This is a genomic window from Agromyces sp. NPDC058484 (assembly GCF_042720415.1).
Classification (GTDB): domain Bacteria; phylum Actinomycetota; class Actinomycetes; order Actinomycetales; family Microbacteriaceae; genus Agromyces.
In genome coordinates this window covers 1-17410 of sequence record NZ_JBHXMP010000015.1, presented here as the reverse complement: position 1 = coordinate 17410, position 17410 = coordinate 1, and the positions used below count along the sequence as shown (strand labels likewise).

14 protein-coding genes are annotated in these 17410 nt (G+C 72.1%); 8 read left to right on the top strand and 6 right to left on the bottom strand.

Going from position 1 to position 17410, the window contains the following annotated elements:
- Positions 1-63 precede the first annotated feature (63 nt).
- Positions 64-720, bottom strand: a complete 657-nt coding sequence (locus tag ACFWN7_RS12815; protein ID WP_376939197.1) for a TetR/AcrR family transcriptional regulator — start codon at positions 718-720, stop codon at positions 64-66.
- Positions 721-915: 195 nt separating this feature from the next.
- Between ACFWN7_RS12815 and ACFWN7_RS12810 the strand changes: the two genes are divergently transcribed.
- Together ACFWN7_RS12810 and ACFWN7_RS12805 are read left to right on the top strand one after the other, a co-directional pair.
- Positions 916-1614, top strand: a complete 699-nt coding sequence (locus ACFWN7_RS12810; RefSeq protein ID WP_376939196.1) for a GAF and ANTAR domain-containing protein — start codon at positions 916-918, stop codon at positions 1612-1614.
- Positions 1615-1651: 37 nt separating this feature from the next.
- On the top strand, positions 1652-2425 hold the full coding sequence (locus ACFWN7_RS12805) for a GAF and ANTAR domain-containing protein (protein ID WP_376939195.1): 774 nt from the start codon (positions 1652-1654) through the stop codon (positions 2423-2425).
- A 78-nt stretch (positions 2426-2503) separates the two neighbouring features.
- Here the strand turns inward: ACFWN7_RS12805 and ACFWN7_RS12800 are convergent, their stop codons facing one another.
- Positions 2504-2821 (bottom strand): ATP-dependent DNA ligase, encoded by a 318-nt coding sequence (locus ACFWN7_RS12800; protein ID WP_376939194.1) that lies wholly within the window; start codon positions 2819-2821, stop codon positions 2504-2506.
- 206 nt (positions 2822-3027) lie between these two features.
- Here ACFWN7_RS12800 and ACFWN7_RS12795 point away from each other — a divergent pair, with 206 nt between their 5' ends.
- Together ACFWN7_RS12795 and ACFWN7_RS12790 are read left to right on the top strand one after the other, a co-directional pair.
- Entirely contained in the window at positions 3028-4545 is a 1518-nt protein-coding gene (locus ACFWN7_RS12795) for a leucyl aminopeptidase family protein (protein WP_376939193.1), read from the top strand.
- 113 nt (positions 4546-4658) lie between these two features.
- On the top strand, positions 4659-7316 hold the full coding sequence (locus ACFWN7_RS12790) for a DUF4062 domain-containing protein (protein WP_376939192.1): 2658 nt from the start codon (positions 4659-4661) through the stop codon (positions 7314-7316).
- A 15-nt stretch (positions 7317-7331) separates the two neighbouring features.
- On the opposite strand, the gene ACFWN7_RS12785 is transcribed toward ACFWN7_RS12790, so the two are convergent.
- The 3 genes from ACFWN7_RS12785 to ACFWN7_RS12775 form a co-directional block, all read right to left on the bottom strand.
- Complete coding sequence (locus tag ACFWN7_RS12785) at positions 7332-10367, bottom strand: AAA family ATPase (protein WP_376939269.1); 3036 nt, start codon at positions 10365-10367, stop codon at positions 7332-7334.
- Positions 10368-10453: 86 nt separating this feature from the next.
- On the bottom strand, positions 10454-10642 hold the full coding sequence (locus tag ACFWN7_RS12780; protein ID WP_376939191.1) for a hypothetical protein: 189 nt from the start codon (positions 10640-10642) through the stop codon (positions 10454-10456).
- 364 nt (positions 10643-11006) lie between these two features.
- Positions 11007-11492: a pyridoxamine 5'-phosphate oxidase family protein gene (locus ACFWN7_RS12775; RefSeq protein WP_376939190.1), complete on the bottom strand. Its 486-nt coding sequence runs from the start codon at positions 11490-11492 to the stop codon at positions 11007-11009.
- A gap of 11 nt (positions 11493-11503) precedes the next feature.
- Here ACFWN7_RS12775 and ACFWN7_RS12770 point away from each other — a divergent pair, with 11 nt between their 5' ends.
- From ACFWN7_RS12770 to ACFWN7_RS12755, 4 genes are all read left to right on the top strand, one after another.
- A complete protein-coding gene (locus ACFWN7_RS12770) occupies positions 11504-11944 on the top strand; it encodes a LysM peptidoglycan-binding domain-containing protein (protein ID WP_376939189.1) in 441 nt (146 codons plus the stop codon).
- A 288-nt stretch (positions 11945-12232) separates the two neighbouring features.
- A complete protein-coding gene (locus ACFWN7_RS12765) occupies positions 12233-13279 on the top strand; it encodes an iron ABC transporter substrate-binding protein (protein ID WP_376939188.1) in 1047 nt (348 codons plus the stop codon).
- Positions 13280-13383: 104 nt separating this feature from the next.
- A complete protein-coding gene (locus tag ACFWN7_RS12760) occupies positions 13384-14865 on the top strand; it encodes an ABC transporter permease (protein WP_376939187.1) in 1482 nt (493 codons plus the stop codon).
- Entirely contained in the window at positions 14862-15971 is a 1110-nt protein-coding gene (locus ACFWN7_RS12755; RefSeq protein ID WP_376939186.1) for an ABC transporter ATP-binding protein, read from the top strand. Before ACFWN7_RS12760 ends, ACFWN7_RS12755 begins: the two co-directional genes overlap by 4 nt.
- Before the next feature lie 497 nt (positions 15972-16468).
- Here the strand turns inward: ACFWN7_RS12755 and ACFWN7_RS12750 are convergent.
- A partial coding sequence (locus tag ACFWN7_RS12750; protein WP_376939185.1) for a transposase occupies positions 16469-17410 on the bottom strand: 942 nt, incomplete at its 5' end.

Sequence of the window (17410 nt, the reverse complement as noted above, 5' to 3'; positions counted from 1 at the left end):
CGGCGAGGCGCCGGCACCCTGGGGTCGGCGCCTCGTCGTGTCGCGTGACGGGCGCCTGGCCGATCAGGAAGCGGAGAGTGCCGCTGGAACCGCGACCAGCCCGTCGAACAGTCGGTCGAGACCCCAGCGGAATGCGTCGTCGGCGCGGGCGGCGTCGGCCGTCGCCGCGGTGAGGGGGAAGCGCGCGGCATCCGTCCACAGGGCCTCGGGCCCGGTCGAACCGACGGATGTCGCGCCGTCGCCGGCGCGCTCGGCCGCGTCGATCGCGGCGACCCCGAGCACGTACGCGCGCACCGCGTGCGCGGCGCGGGCGGCGTCGGCCGGCGGCATCCCCTCGGCGGTGAATCCGGCGATGAGCGCCTCGTTGAGGCCCAGCGCGTGGGGGCCGTCGAGCGGACCGCTCGTCATGAGCACCATCGCTCCGGTGTGCTCGGCGAGCCGAGCGCGGAGCGCCCCGGCGAGCGCGCCCACCCGGTCGCGCCAGGCGAGCCGGGCATCGGATGCCGCACCGAGATCGATCGTCGACAGCAGCTGCTCGACCATCGCCCGGAGCAGGGCGTTCTTCGACGCGAAGTACGTGTACATCGCGGTGGGCGTGAGGCCGAGCGCCGCGGCCACGCCACGCACCGACACCGCGGCGAAGCCCTTCTCCTCGAGGATGCGGAACGCCGCGTCGACGATGTCGACCTGGCTGATGCTGCGCCTCGGTCCGGGTCTCATGCTGCTGGCGGCTCCTCGTGGTTCAGCCACTCACGCTAACGCACGGAGAGGCGCCCCGGATCCCCGGGGCGCCGGGGCGTGAGGTCTCGGCAACCGCTCGCTCATGGCAAGGGGTTGTTCTGGTCGACCTTCTGCGCGAGATTGGTTCTGCAACCGGTGGTGTTCGTCCGGTTCGGTGAGGTCTGAGAGCGGCGGATGATCGACGATGGCGCAGGGACGCGGGCCGATCCGGGTGGCGCGCCGTCGCCCGGCGCCGAGCTCTGTTCGCGGTTCGTCGAGCTCCTTCCCGTGACGGGGGTGTCGATCTCGGCGATCGGTGCGCCCGGGCAGTCGACGATCGGCGCGAGCGACACGGTCGCCGCACGGCTCGAGGAGTTGCAGTTCGAGCTGGGTGAGGGGCCGCACTGGGAGGCGCTGCGGAGCGGTCAGGCCGTCCTCGTGCCGGATGTGGGCGAGCGCGACCATTCGTGGCCGGTCTTCGGCGCCGCTGTGCTCGAGCTCGGCGTGGGCGCGCTGTTCGCCTTTCCCCTTGTCATGGGGGCGGTCACCGTCGGCGTGGTGGACATGTACCGTTCCGCACCGGGGAAGCTGGATGCCCGGGAGATCGCGACGGCCCACTCGCTCGCCGCATCGACCGCGGGCACCGCCCTGCGCCTCGCCGCCCGATCCGCGGGCGAGGATTCGCCGGCCCGTGGGGGCATGGGTCCCGAGCTGCGACGCGAGGTGCATCAGGCCACCGGGATGGTCCTGGTGCAGCTTCAGGTGACGGCCACGGAGGCGTTCGCCCGCCTGCAGGCCCATGCCTTTTCGACGGGCCAGACGGTAGAATTGGTCGCGCACGCGGTGGTGACGCGGCGGCTGAGATTCCTCATCGACGGTGTCGAAGAGGCGTAGCCATCCCGGTCTCGTCGGAAGGGCGGGTGACTGTCGTATGACCCAGAACTCGAGAGAAGCACGACTCAATGCCGCGTTCGTCACGCTCGCCGACACGTTGACCGCCGAGTACGACGTCGTCGATCTCCTCCACACCCTGATGAGTGAGTGCATCGAACTCGTGGATGTGCAGGCGGGTGGCATGGTGCTCGCGAACGGCCACGGCGAACTGGAGCTCGTTGCGTCCACCAGTGAGCGGGCCGACTTCGTCGAAGTGCTGCAGCTGAACGCGGGGGCGGGGCCATGCGTGGCGTGCTTCGAGGAAGGAAGGGCCATCTCGGTCGCCGATGTGAGCGAAACGGGCGCGGACTGGTCGGAGTTCCGTGATGCGGCCCTCGTCCAGGGATTCCACGCGGTGCATGCGGTGCCGATGCGGCTGCGTAAGGAGGTCATCGGTGCGATGAATCTCTTCCGCACGAGCATCGGCGAACTGAGCGCACGCGACGCAGCGGTCACTCAGGCGCTCGCGGATGTCGCCACGATCGGCATCCTGCAGGAGCGTCTCATCCGCGAAAGCGCCATCGTCACCGAGCAGCTCCAGCGTGCGCTCGACAGCAGGATCCTGATCGAACAGGCCAAAGGGGTGGTTGCAGAGTCCGGAGGAATCGACATGGATGAGGCGTTCGGGATGCTCCGCACATACGCGCGCGCCAACAACCTCACCCTGCGTTCCGTTGCCGAAGGGGTCATCGGGCGCACGTTGGACGTCTTCAGCGACTCGCGTTCGGAGACATCCGACTCGCGTTCGGAGACATCCGAATCGACGCGATAGCCGGCCTCAGCCACCAGCCTTCGCAGGCGCCTCGGATTTCGCAGGCGCGGCGGCTCCCTGCCCGATCGCGGCTTCGCCCTACCTGGTCCCGGCCTCGGCGATGACCTGGTCGGGGATGATCTGCAGGCCCGCGACCTGGAAGGTCGTGTTCATCAGGCCCGTGGCCCATTCCCGGCTCATCTCCGGCACCACGCTCGTCGGATAGTCGAAGACGACGGGGATGTGCCGATCGATCCACACGCTGGTTCGCCCGCCGCCGGCCTCTTCGGCCTTGGTCCAGCTGAAGATGAACGACTCGTTCCGGCGCAGCTTGGTCATGATGACCCATTGCAGGTGCGCCAAGAGCCGATCCTCGAACTCCACCGTGAGCGTGCCGTTGTACGTGAATGTGCCCATGTCGACTCCTTGCGAGAATCAGGGCTGCGCATTCGCGACGGGGTCTGGGTCACCGCCGGCCGGCGGGTGAACAGACAGCTGTGAGCATTATATCCCGGGCGCTCCTGCTCGGCCGGATATTCTCGCATCAGGGAGCCGGGCCCAGCGCCCGGCATGGCGATCTGGGGGCCACCATGAGTTCAGCTACGACACCTTCTGCTTCGACGATGACCCGCAGCCCGAACAAGCTCATCCCCGACGACTTCACCGCGACGCCCTCGCTCGCCGCCCCGGCCGCCGTCGCCGTGGTCGACGAACTCGACGAGAGCGGCCTCGACGCCGTCGGCGTGCTCGTCACGAATGATGGCGACCTCCCCGCGGGCATCGACCTCGACCGCGAGGCGCTCACCCGAGCCGGGTTCGAGGCGACGGCCGGCACGTCGCTCCTGCTGCCGTACGGCGCGGGCCCGCTCACGGTGCTCGTCGGCGCGGGTCCGACGGGTGTGCTCGACGCAGCCCGCCTGCGCGATGCCGCGGCCGCGTTCGCGCGCGCCACGTCGCGGTTCGGCCGCATCGGCCTGCGGGTGCCGACGATCGGATCAGCGGATGCCGCGGCCGCCGCGCAGGCGCTGGCCGAGGGCGCACTGCTCGCCCGCTACCGCTTCGCCGCCCTGAAGCGCGAGCCGAAGGACGTGCCGCTCGAGCGGCTCGAGCTCCTGATCGACGGGGTCGATCGCGTCGCGGCATCCGCCGGCGCGAAGACCGGCACCGTCACCGCGCGCGCCACCGGCATCGCCCGCGACCTCGCCAACTGCCCGCCCGGGCACCTCACCGCGACCGAGATGGCCGACGTCGCGGTCGCGCTCGGCAAGCGGTTCGGGTTCGACGCCCTGGTGTTCGACAGGCAGCAGCTCATCGACCTCGGCTGCGGCGGCCTCCTCGGGGTGAACGCCGGCAGTGCCGAGGAGCCGCGCATGGTGAAGCTGCGCTACACGCCGCCCGGGCGCTCATCGGGACACCTCGGCCTGGTCGGCAAGGGCATCATGTACGACTCGGGCGGCATCAGCCTGAAGCCGTCGGATCCGATGCACCTGCTCATGAAGATGGACATGGGCGGTGCGGCATCCGTGCTCGCGACGTTCACGGCGCTGCGCGCGCTGCACGCCACCGCCGCCGTGACCGGCTGGCTCATGTGCACCGACAACATGCCGTCGGGATCGGCGTACAAGCTCGGCGACGTGCTGACGGCGCGCGGCGGGCGCACCGTCGAGGTGAAGAACACCGACGCCGAGGGCCGGATCGCGATGATGGATGCGATCGTGCTCGCGAACGAAGACGGCGTGGACGCCATCATCGACATCGCCACCCTCACGGGTGCGGCGCTCATGGCGCTCGGGCCGTCGATCGCGGCGGTCATCGGCAACGATGCGGCGACGATCGGTTTGGTGAAGGATGCCGCGGCCTCGACCGACGAGCCCGTCTGGGAGCTGCCGCTCGAGCGGAAGTATCGTCCTCAGCTCGATTCGGATGTCGCCGACATCTCGAACCTCGGCGGCCCGTACGCCGGTGCGACCACCGCGGCGCTGTTCCTCGCCGAGTTCGTGGGCGAGACGCCCTGGGCGCACCTCGACATCGCCGGCACCATGCAGTCGGAGAAAGACGACCTGTGGAGGTCGAAGGGCGCGACGGGATTCGGCACTCGCATCCTCATCGACGTCGCGCGGGGGTTCCGGCCGAGCAGCTGACCTGGCGCAGGCGCCGCTCTGCTCGGGGTGGTGGACGACGGCGCGAGCGCGCCCCACAATGTCTGCATGGGCCGTCGAACGGGATGCACCCCGGTGAAGCAGGCCGTCTCGCCATGAGCGGCAGCGCTCCCGAGGCCCGGATCCGCACGCCCGACCAGCGACTGCGGGTTTTCGTGAGCTCGACCCTGAAGGAGCTGGAGCCCGAGCGGAGGGCCGCACGGGCGGCCATCGAGCGGCTGCATCTCGCGCCGGTGATGTTCGAGCTCGGCGCCAGGCCGCACCCGCCGCGCGCGCTGTACCGCGCCTACCTCGAGCAGAGCGAGGTGTTCGTCGGCATCTACTGGCAGAAGTACGGGTGGGCCGCGGCAGGCGAGGAGGTCTCCGGCCTCGAGGACGAGTACCGGCTCGCGCCGCACGACATGCCGAAGCTCATCTACCTGAAGCTTCCGGCGGAGCGCGAAGAGCGGCTCGCGCGGCTCGTCGCGGCCATCCGCGACGACGACACGACCTCGTACAAGACGTTCGAGACCCCGGCCGAACTGGCTGACTTCCTCGAGGCCGACCTCGCGACCCTGCTCGCCGAGCGGTTCGAAGCCTCGCGGGAGCGGGCGACCGGGGACCCTGCCCCCGACCCGGCCTCGGCACCCGACGCGGGTGCCTCCGACGACGCAGCCGATCACCTCCCCGCGTCGTCGGACGAGGTGCTCGGCCGGGAGACCGACCTCGCGACCCTCCTCGAATGGCTGGGCGGCGGCGATCCTCGGCGGCTCGTCACGCTCGTCGGACCGGGTGGGATCGGGAAGACCCGACTCGCCGTCGAGGCAGCGAGGCAGGCCCGTGACCGGTTCGACCGGGTGACGTTCGTATCGCTCCAGAATCTCCGCGATGCAGCGGGGGTGCTGCCCGCCGTCGCCCGTGAGCTCGGCGTGCGCGACGACGGCGGCGCAGCCCCGCTCGAACGGCTCGCCGTCGCGCGTCGGCGCCGCCGAGACCTCATCGTGCTCGACAACTTCGAGCAGGTCATGGCCGCCGCCCCGCAGGTCACCGAACTGCTCACCGAGCTGCCTGACGCGACCGTGCTGGTGACGAGCCGGTCGCGGCTCCGGATCCACGGCGAGCAGGTGTTCGACGTCGAGCCACTCGGGCTGCCAGACGATTCCGCCGCGGAGTCGCTCGCGGAGATCGCCGAGGCGCCCGCCGTACGCCTGTTCCTCGAGCGCGCGCACGCCGCCGACTCGAGGTTCGACCTCACCGTCGAGAACGCTCGAGACATCGCCGACATCTCCCGAGCACTCGACGGCGTGCCTCTCGCGATCGAACTCGCCGCCGCGTGGATCCGCGTGCTCACGCCGAGAGCAATGCTCGAGCGACTCCACCACGTGCTCCCGCTCCTGACGACCGCCGACCGGGATGTCCCGGAGCGCCAGCGCACGATCCGGGCGACCGTGGAGTGGAGCATCGACCTGCTCGGGCCTGGCGCACGGGCCCTGTTCGTGCGGCTCGGCGTCTTCGCCGGCGACTTCAGCCTCGCGGCCGTCGAGGCGGTGGCGGGCGACGAGGCGTGGGCTGTCGACCTGCCGGTCACGCTCCTCGAACTCGTCGACGGCAGCCTGCTGCGCCAGCGCGATGTCGGGGGCGTCTCGTTCTTCTCGATGCTCGTCCCTGTGCGCGAACTCGCGGCGCTTCGGTTCGGGCGCGAAGCGGATGTCGCGGCGGCGCGCCGAGCCCACGCCGAGTACTACGTGCGACTCGCCGTCCAGCTCGAGCCGCTGCTGCGGGGCTCCACCCAGCAATCCACTGTGGAACGACTGCAGGCCGAACGGGACAACCTCCGCGCCGGCTACCTGCACCTCATCGCGATCGGCGAGGTGGACACCGTCGCGGACGCGGTCTGGCGGCTGCTCCTGTACTGGTGGATCCGCAACCTGCTCCCGACGGCGAAGGCCTGGATGGACCGCCTCCTCGACACCGGCGTGCCGCTCGCGGACCGCAGCCGCGCGATCGCGATCACGTTCTCGTCGTGGGTCGCACTGTCGCATCCCGGCGCCGAGGTGGACCGCGGGCCGCTCCAGGAAGCGGCCGGCCTGTTCCGGGCGGCCGGCGACCGATTCGGCGAGGGCTCTGCATTGACGGTGCAGGGGATCGCGTGCGCGACCGCGTCGATCCCCGACCTCGAGAGCGCCGAGGCGCTCCAACGGCGAGCCCTCGAACTCGTCGGCCCCGACGACGACGCGACCTTCCATGCGCTGTTCCGCGGTCAGCTCGCCAGCGTTTCGCTCATCCGCGGCCGCACCGCCGACTCGCTCGCCACGTTCGAGCAGCTCATCGCGGACGCGGCGCGACTCGGCGATCGGTTCGTCGAGATGATCGAGGACTCGAACGCGGGGTGGGCACGGCTCGCACTCGGCGAGGCACATCCCGAACTCTTCGCGCGGCAGCTCGAGCTGACGCTCCGGCTCGGCAACGAGGAGGGCGTCGAGAATGCCATCGAGGGGCTCGCCGCCTGCGCCGTAGTGCTCGGCGACCTCGAGCGTGCCGGGACGCTCTTCGGCGCAGTCGACACGCTGCGTACGCGCATGGGCCGGGTCTCCCAGCGCACCTACGTCACCTCGGGCCCGATCATCGAACGCGTGCTCGACTCCGACCGCGCGGCGGAGTTCGACGAGGCACGGGCGCGCGGGCGCGAGATGTCCCGCCGGGCGGTGCTGCGATACGCATTCGGGTGGGTGGAGGCCGAGGCGGCGCGTGCCTCGACACCGTCGGCGTCGTGACCGCGGTGGGCCGTGCTATCGCAGCGCGCCCGCGCGGTAGGCGGCCTCGGTGCGGGTGGCGGCGCCAAGCTTGCGCAGGATCGCCGAGACATGCACGCTCGCGGTCTTGCCGCTGATGAAGAGGCGCTCGCCGATCTGGCGGTTGCTGAGCCCTTCGGCGATGAGATCGAGCACCTGTCGCTCGCGGGCCGTGAGCTCGGCCGCCGCCAGCACGTCGGCATCTGACGCCGAAGCCGCCACGCCGCCCTCGTGCACGACCAGCGCGGCACCGCCGCCGACGCCCTCGAGGGCGATGCCCGCCGCCGCCGCCACGCGCAGCACGCGGTCGCGCACCGCGAGCACGCCGCCGGACTCGGCGACGTCGAACGCGGCCTGGAGCGACGGGCGTGCAGCCGTTCGGTCGGCGGCGGCCAGTTCGGCCTCGGCCTGGCGCAGCAGCGCGTAGGGCGCGAGGAAGCCGGGCGCCGCCGGGGCGGCGGACGACTCGACGGCGGAACGCCACGCGGCGACCTCACTGCCCGGCACGCCCGCTCCGGCGCCGTCGGGCGCCTCGGCGAGCTCGGCCTCGAAGAGTGCCGCCCACACCGGGTGCGTCGGCCAGGACGAGAGCCGCCCGAGCAGGGCCCGCAAGTCGGGCACCGACGCCTCGATCTCGTCGACCATCGACTCGCTGACGGCATGGGGCCGGGCGCGCGCGGCCGCGACCACCCGGGCGGCCACCCAGAGGAACGGCAACGCGTAGCCGGCGAGGGGCCGATACGGCTCGTGCAGGAGGGCCCGCGACTCGCGCCAGGCACCGGGCAGATCGTCGCCCGCGAGCGCGAGCTCGGCGGCGACACGGCCGACCCCGAGCCGGGTCTGCATCTCGACCTCCATCACGGCGACCATCGCCGGCCGGGCGCTGCGGTACAGCCGATCGGCCCGCTCGATCTCGCCGCGCCACAGCAGCGCCCAGATGCGGGCCCGCTGCAGGTACACCGTGAACGTCGTGGGCGGGTCGAGTGCGAGGGCCCGGTCGATGAGCTCTTCGGCGCGTTCCCATTCGCCGAGGGCGAAGAGTGCGTCGACCGCGTTCGAAGCCAGGATGACCCCCGAGCTGCGCTCCACGCCCTGCGCGCGCGCCTGCGCGAGTCCCTCCTCGGCGAGCCGCACGGCCTCGTGGAAGTTGCCGACCAGGTAGTGCTGGTCGGACGCGTTCACCCAGTACCGCAGCAGGGCCGCGCCGTCGCCGTCGGCGAGCTCGCGGGCACGCTCGAGGAGGGCGAGCCCCTCGTCGACCTCCCCGCGGTCGGCGCGGCTGATGCCGGAGATGTTGGTGGCGATGGACGCGTAGCGGGCCGAGCCGATCTCGGTGGCGACCTCGAGCGCGCGCCCGGCCGTCTCGACCGCGTCGTCAAGGCGACCGTCGATCATGAGGCGGCCGGCCAGCGCGGTGAGCGTCGTCGCGCGGAGCTCGCTCGGGCCGGTCTCGCCGCGCGCGTCGAGTGCTTCGAGCGCCTGCTCGAGCACGGCCACCGAGCCGCCCTTGCCCACGTTCGCGAGGTAGAGGGCCTTGTCGCGTAGGAGCCGGGGATAGTTCGGGTCGTCGCGCGGGCACTCGGCGAGCGCCGCCTTCACGAGCGCCAGGCTGCGCTCGCCCTCGCCGGCGTTGCGCAGGTGCGAGGCGGTGCGGCCCATGAGCTCGAGCTTGCTCATGCCCGCGGCCGCGGCCGGGTCTGGCACCACGTCCCACAGGCCGAGGGCCCGCTCGCCGAGCTGGGCCGCTGTGGCGTATGCGGCGGCGGCCCGCGCCTCGCGCATCGCCTGCATCGTGGCGGGGAACGCCCGCGCGGCGTCGTGCGCACCGAGCCAGTGGAAGGAGATCTCGGCGGCGAGCCGGCGCGCCCCCGCCGCCGCGGCCGCCTCGTAGGCCTCGGCATAGCGCGCGTGGAATCGCGCCCGCTCGCCGGGCAGCAGGTCGTCGAGGATCGCCTCGCGCACGAGCGCGTGCCGGAAGGCATAGTCGTCGCCCTCGATCGTGAGCACCCCGAGGTGCACGCTCTGCCGGGCGGCGGCGTCGAGCTCGTCGGCCGCGCCGGTGTACACGGCGGCGAGCATCGCGTGCGAGATGCGCACGCCGCCCGTGGAGATGAGGCGCAACAGCTCTTGAGCCGCGTCGGGGAGCCGCTCGTAGCGGGCGAGCAGCAGCTCGCGGAGGGTGTCGGGCACGAAGCCCTCGTCGCGGCATCCGTCGATGCCGACGAGCTCCTCGACGAAGAAGGGGACGCCGTCGCTGCGGCGGAACACCGTGTCGAGCACGCGATTGCTCGGCGACTCGTCGACGATGAGCGACTTGGCCAGCTTCTTCACCTGCCCCCTGGTGAGCCGGCCGAGCTCGCGGCGCTCGACCCACCGGTCGCGCTCGGCCTCGGAGAGGAAGTCGCGCACCGGATGCCCCCGCGTCACGTCTTCGGTGCGGTAGCTCAGCACGGTGAGCACGCGGCTCGACCCGAGCGCGCGCATGAGGAAGCGGAGGAGCGCGAGGCTCGCCGCGTCGATCCAGTGGAGGTCTTCGATGACGAAGACGATCGGCCGCTCGCGCGAGAACGTCTCGAGGAGCACGGCGATGGCCTCGTGCAGCTGCCCGGCCGCGGCGCCGGCTGCGGCCGGTGCGGATGCGGTCGTCACGGCCGCGGCCGCGGCATCCGTCGCCGTCTCTGCACCGGATGCACCGGATGCCGCGAGCTCGGGCAGAAGGGCGACGAGGGCGGCTCGCCCGGGGCCGACCGCCTCGAGCACGCGCTCTGCGCCCTCTTCCGCGACGAGCGTGCGCAGCGCCGCCTTCACCGGCGCGTACGGCGCCGCGACGCTGCCGAGGTCGACGCACTGCCCGGCGAGGAGCCGCACATCGGGCGGGAGGCCGCGCTCGAACTCGCGGATGAGCCGCGTCTTGCCGATGCCGGCTTCGCCGCCGACGATGACGGTGAAGGGCGCGCCCGCCCGCACCTCGTCGAGGCGTTCGTCGAGTCTCGCGAGATCGGCGTCACGGCCGATCATCGCCGGCGCTGACATGGTCACCTCTCCATGGTGCCACTCACCGCCGACATTGCGCGGCGAGCCCGCGCTACGCGGCGCCGAGAGCCCCGCGCCCGCCACGCTCAACGAAGTGCGAGGCGGGGCGCACGGCGGTGCACGCGGTGGCGGCGGTGCGAGGCGGGTTCGGGCGACGCCCCCGCGTCGCCCGAGCCGCGCTCCTCGGCACGCATGCGCAGGCCGATCTCACGCTCGGCGCGCTGCACGTCGGCGTGGTGCATCCCGAGTGCGACGAAGTCTGCCGAGAGTTGCATGATTCCTCCTGATGTCGGTCCGATGCTTCCGATCGGATGCCTTCAGCGTGCGCGCTAAGGCATCCGTCACCCATCGGGCGATCGCCCTATTTCGGGGCTTGGGTGGGCTCAGGCACCTCAGATGCCTGAGGTGGCGGTCTGAGGCGACCGGGCGTCAGCGTGCCCGGGCGTGCCGTTCGACGGGAGCCGAGCGGGAGGCGCGTTCGTTCGTCGGGTCGTGTCGACTCGAGTGCCGGCTCAGTGCAGCAGGGTCGGCCGACGGTGGTAGCCGTCACGCCGGAACTGCACGAGCGCGGTCGTGATCGCCGCAACGGCGATCAGTCCGAGCACGAGCAATGTCGCGAACATCGCGCACCTCCTTCCATCAGTGAAGTCTGTGCTCCGCGCGGGAGCGAGTCGTCAGGGCGACCACCGAATCCGGGGTCGGGGTCCCCGCTGGCGTCAGCGGAGAGGGCTCGGGCGCGCCCCAGGTGCGCCCGAGCGGCACGACGCCGGCCCAGACCGTGTGGTCCTCGCCATCGCCCTGGTCTTCGGATGCCCCGGCCGCACGCGACTTCATCACGACGTCGTCGAGGGCGAGCCGCAGCACGCGGGTCGCTGCGACCTCCTTGCGCGTCATGGCACGCACCTCGGCGGCCCGGCCCGGCATGAGCCGTTCGGAGAGGGCGAGCAACGCGGCATCCGCCCGCTCGTCGTCGATGGGCTCGAGTACGCCGTAGACGACGGCGCAGGGATTGCGCCGGCCCGCCGGATCGATAGGCTGGCCCGAGCCGGCGCGCCGACCCAGGTGCGCCGTTCGGCACGTCGGTCGGGGGCGCAGTGGGGCGAGGAATCGGTAAGGCGGCGGCATCCGTCGGTCTCGTGGGATGTGCCGCCCTGTTGCTCGGCGGATGCATCGCGGCGCCCATCCCCACCCCGCCGCCGGTCACCGTCACGGCGACGGTCACGCCGACGCCGACGCCGACGCCCACGCCGGCGCCGACCCCCGAGCCCGTGCCGCCCGCCCCGGCCCCCGAGCCGGCCGCCCCCGAGCCCGTGCCGAACGCGCCCGCGCCCGTCGTCGAGTGGGGTCCGGCCTACGACACCGGCTCGCGACCCGGCGCCACCGGATCCCCCGTGCTCGACGGCGCCGGCGTGCCCGCGAGCTACGCCGTCGTCGAGGGCGACAGCTTCTTCGACATCGCCCAGCGATTCGAGCTGCCGCAGCAGCAACTGCTGCGCATGAACCCGCAGGTCCACGACTTCGGCGAGACCGTCTACATCGGCGACGTCATCAACCTCGACTGGACGAAGACGAGCTGAGCCGCCGAGCCGAGCGGATGCCGCGAGCGTACGCGCTGAGGCAGGTCCGCGCGCATCTCCGCGCGTTCGTGTGAGGGTGCCGGCGCCCACCGAACGAAGGACCTTGGGCCGATCACCCTCCGTGGGGGCCGTGAATCGCCTCTGGTCCTGCGAACGGTTGAGTGAGGCGACGCGACACCAGCGGCCCGCGAGGGGCGGGGAGCGTCTTCCGGTGAGAACACGGAACGTCATACCCGCGGCCGGCGGGTTAGGATAGCCTTTCCTGCCACGCGACTGCGAGAGAGCCTCATGAAACCCCGCCGACTCCTCACCTCCATCGTGCCCATCGCCATCGCCGCGGCCGCCCTCACCGGCTGCGCCGCCGACGGTGCAGGCGCAGGGGCAGGCGGCGAGGCCCCCGCCTCCGATGACGCGCTGGTCGTCTACAACGCCCAGCACGAGCAGCTCACCGAGGAGTGGGTCGCGGCGTTCACCGAGGAGACCGGCATCGAGGTCGTGCTGCGCAACGGCAACGACAGCGAACTCGGCAACCAACTCGTCGAGGAGGGCGACGCGTCGCGTGCCGATGTGTTCCTCACCGAGAACTCGCCCGCCATCTCGCTCGTCGAGAACGCCGGGCTGCTCGCGCCCGTCGACCAGGCGACGCTCGACCTCGTGCCCGAGCAGTACCGCCCGTCGAGCGGCCTGTGGACCGGCATCGCCGCGCGCTCGACGGTGTTCGTGTACAACCCCGAGCTGCTCGACGAGTCCGAGCTGCCCGCTTCGCTCCTCGATCTCGCGAATGCCTCGTGGAAGGGTCGCTGGGGCGGCGCTCCCGGCGGCGCCGACTTCCAGGCCATCGTCTCGGCGATCCTCGAGCTCACCGGCCCGGAGGCCGCGGCCGAGTGGCTGAGCGGTATGGACGAGAACGCGACGGTGTACCAGAACAACATCGCGACGATGAAGGCCGTGAACGCCGGCGAGGTTCCGGGCGGGGTGATCTACCACTACTACTGGTACCGCGACCAGGACGGCACCGAGGAGAACAGCGCGAACACGAAACTGCACTACTTCGGCAACCAGGACCCCGGTGCCTTCGTGAGCGTCTCGGGCGGTGGCGTGCTGAAGTCGAGCACGCACCCCGACCAGGCGCAGCAGTTCCTCGCGTTCCTCGCGGGTGCACAGGGTCAGGAGATCCTCGGCGAGGGCTACAGCTTCGAGTACCCGGTCGCGAGCGGCGTGCCGGCGAAGCAGCCGCTCCCGCCGCTCGACACCCTCGACGCGCCGGCCGTCGATCCGTCCACCCTCAACGGACCCGAGGTCATCGACCTCATGACGGAGGCGGGGCTGCTCTGACCTCGACGGCGATTCCGGCACCGAGCCGTGAAGCCCCGGCCCGCAAAGCACGCCGCGGCGGATCGGGCGACGGCAGGAGGCCGTCGGCCACCCTCCTCGCGCTCGTGGCCGTGCTCGCCGTCGCCATGCTCATCCCGGTCGGCTACGTCGTCGCGACCGTGCTCGACCTCGGCTGGGCGGAGCTGCAGCCGCTCGTCTTCCGGCCCAAAGTCGGCGAGCTCCTCATGAACACCGTGCTCCTCCTCGCGCTCGGCGTGCCGGCGACCGTCGTGCTCGGCGTCGGCGGCGCGTGGCTCGTCGAGCGCACGGATCTGCCCGGCCGCCGCTTCTTCGCGGTGCTGCTCGTGGCACCGCTCGCCATCCCGGCGTTCGTCTCGAGCTACGGCTGGGCGAGCGCCATCCCGTCGATCAACGGGCTCGGCGGCGGGCTGCTCGTCGCCACCCTCGCCTACTACCCGCTCGTCTACCTGCCCGCGCTCGCGACGCTCCGCGGCCTCGACCCTGCGCTCGAGGAGTCGGCCCGGTCGCTCGGTCAGAGCTCGTGGGCGGTGTTCGGCCGCGTCATCCTGCCGCAGCTGCGCCTCGCGATCCTCGGCGGCGGCCTCGTCGTCGCGCTGCACCTGCTCGCCGAGTACGGCGCGTTCGCGTTCATCCGGTTCGACACGTTCACCACCGCCATCGTGGTCGCGTACCAGTCGACGTTCGCCGGGTCGTCCGCCGCCGCGCTCGGCGTCGTGCTCGCCACGCTCTGCCTCGTGCTCCTCGTGATCGAGGCGGCGGCGCGCGGACGCGCCCGGTATGCGCGCGTCGGCACGGGGAGTCCGCATCCGGCGGTGCCCGTGCCGCTCGGGCGGGTGACGCCGCTCGCGATCGCGGCGCTCGTCGTGCTCGGGGCGGCGGCCACGGTCGTGCCGCTCGTGAACGTGGTGCGGTGGCTCGCGGCATCCGACCCCGCCGCCCTCGGTGAGATGCCGGCGGCGATCGCGCAGACCGTGCTGCTCGCGACCGGCGGGGCGATCGGTGCGCTGCTCGTGGCGCTGCCGGTCGCATGGCTCTCGGCGCGGCACCCGGGCCGGCTGAGCCGCGCGCTCGAGGCGCCGTACTACGTGGCGAGCAGCCTGCCCGCGATCATCGTGGCGCTCGCGCTCGTCACGGTGACGCTGCGGCTCGTGCCCGCGATGTATCAGACCGCCGCCACGGTCATGGCCGCGTACGTCGTGATCTTCCTGCCGCGCGCGCTGGTGTCGCTGCGCGCCGGCATCGCGCAGGTGCCCGAATCGCTCGAGGAGGCGGCGAGATCGCTCGGCGCTGCGCCGATCGCGGCCCGCCTACGCGTCACCGCGCCGCTGCTCCTGCCGGCGATCGCGGCCGGCGGCGCCCTCGTCGCGCTGGGCGCCGCGAACGAGCTCACCGCGACGCTCCTGCTCGCGCCGACCGGCACGCGCACGCTCGCGACCCAGTTCTGGTCGGCCGCGTCGGCCATCGACTATCCGAGTGCTGCGCCGTATGCGCTGCTGCTCATCCTGCTGTCGGTTCCGGCCGTGGCACTCATGTTCGCCCAGACCCGAGGAGGTCGCTCCCGATGATGCTCACCGTCTCCGGCGTCTCGAAGTCATTCGGCAGCACCCCCGTGCTCGAGGACGTCTCGCTCGCCGTGCCGCAGGGGTCCCGCACCGCGATCGTCGGGGCATCCGGCAGCGGCAAGAGCACACTGCTGCGACTCATCGCCGGATTCGAGCAACCGGATGCCGGGAGCATCCGCCTCGGCGATCGCACCCTCGCGGCGCCCGGCACGACGGTGCCGGCGCACCGTCGCGACATCGGCTACGTCGCGCAGGACGGGGCGCTGTTCCCGCACCTCAGCGTGGCGGGCAACATCGCGTTCGGACTGCCGCGGGGACGCGGCCGGGATCGTGCCGCCCGCGTACGGGAGGTCATGGAGCTCGCCGCCCTCGACCCCGCCCTCGCCGATCGGTACCCGCACCAGCTCTCGGGCGGACAGCAGCAGCGCGTGGCACTGGCCCGTGCGCTGGCGCCGCGACCGGGCATCATCCTCCTCGACGAGCCGTTCAGCGCGCTCGACACCGGCCTGCGCGAGCAGACCCGCCGCGCGGTGATCGACGCACTCGGGCGCAGCGGCATCACCGCGGTGCTCGTCACCCACGACCAGGACGAGGCGCTCTCGTTCGGCCACGCGATCGGCGTGATGGTCGACGGCCGGCTCGCGCAGGCCGGCGCGCCCGACGCCGTCTTCGACTCCCCCGAGACCCCCGAGATCGCCGCCTTCCTCGGTCCGGCCGTGCTGCTTCCCGCCAGGCCCGGCGACGGATGCGTCGACTGCGCGCTCGGCCGCATCCCGCTGCGGCACGACCGGGGCAACGGCGCGGTGGCCGGGCTCGCTATGGTGCGTCCGGCGCAGATCGACCTGAGCACGAGCACGGATGCCGCGGAGCTGAACGCCGTCGTCAACGACGTGCGCCCCATGGGACCCATCGCCGAGGTGTCGCTGCTCGCCGGCGACGCCGACCCTGTGCTCATCGACGTGCGCGTGCCGCTGCACGAGCTCGGCGACCTGCGCCCCGGATCCCGGGTCGCGGTGCGCGTCGACGGCGGCGCGGTGTTCTACCCGGCCGACGGGCCCGCCGCGCTCGACCGCGTCGGCGGCGAGGCGCCGCAACCGGTCGGCGTCTGAGCCGCGACATCCGTTCCCTGTCCTCACCGTTCGTCGGCGACGCGCCGAAGCCGGTCGGCGCGTAGCACGCGCGGGTTCGCTGCACTACGCCGCTGCCGCCGCCGCTACCGCTACCGCCGTTGCCGCCGCCGCATCGAATCCCGCCTTGGTGCGACTTCACCCGCACAAACCCGGGACTCGACAGGCGAGGAGTTCCCTCGGCCGCGGCGTCCCACGACTTCCGCGCGGCCGCTGCCGCCCACATCGACGCCCGGGTTTCGGCGTGTCGACCCGCAGGAACCCGGAACTCGATCGGCTGGGCGGCGAGCGCAGCTAGGAGACCGCTGAACAAGTGGGTGGTTGGTCGGCGTGGCGGCGGGCGAGGTGCCACCAATGGCCGTCAAGCGGCGTGTTCTGGTCAGCACTCAATGGTGCGACAACGGGGTCATCTCGCCCACCTCTGACCATCGTCACCCGTGCGTGGGTAGTCGTCAATGGGTTCGTGGCGCTGGTGTTCGTCAGACCAGCGCCCATGCCTCGTTCTGGCGGGTCAGGCCGAGTGCGAGGAGGCGTTTGAGGTTGATCCCGGCGGCTCGGGTGGCCCACCAGGCGTTGTTCTTGGCCACACCGCGGTAGGGGACGCGGCGTGCGCCGCGGGTGAGCCACGCGATCGAACGTTCGACCATGGGCCGGTGTTGCCGGTACACGGCTTGGAACTCGGGCTCACGGGCGTGCGCGCGGTGCTCGCGTTTGATGCGGTCGTGCGGGGTCAGATCGAGCTTGCGCCCCCGCGCCGAGGTCGTGCAGGCCGCCTTGAGCGGGCAGCCGGTGCAGGCCGCACCGTAGGTGACGCGCCCTTTGGGGCTGATCGGCCGGGTGGTCCCGGCCGGGCAGGTCGCGGTACCGGCGGCCTCGTCGACGGTGAAGTCATCGATCGTGTACCCGCCCGGGACCGGGCGGGGCAACGGCATCGGTTTGATGAGCGGGGTGTGCCCGGCTGCGGTGATCTGGGCGAGGAGTTCACCGCTACCGTACGCCGAGTCGGCCAGCACCTGCACCGGCCCGTCGATGCCCCGGTCCGCGGCGAGCAGTTCCGCCCCGCGGACCGCGTCGCTGTTGCCCTGCCCGGCAGCCTTGGTCAGCACCGCGGCGGTGACCAGGCCCGTGTCGGGCTCGATCACGACGTGCGCCTTGAAGCCGTCCTGCTTCTTCTCCCGGGTCTTGTGCGCGTGCCGGGTGTCGGGGTCCACGGTCGAGATCACCCGGTCCGGTGCGACCTTCCGGGCGATCCGCCACCGCCCATCGGTGCCGTCCGAGTCCTCGGCGGGTTCGACGTCCTGCCCGGCGACCAATGCCAGCAACGCGACGGCGTCTTGCTGCTTCTGGTTCAGTTCGGCACCCTCCAACCCGGCGAGCAGGGTCAGCGCGTCGCCGACCAGGCGAGAGACGAGCTCGTCCCT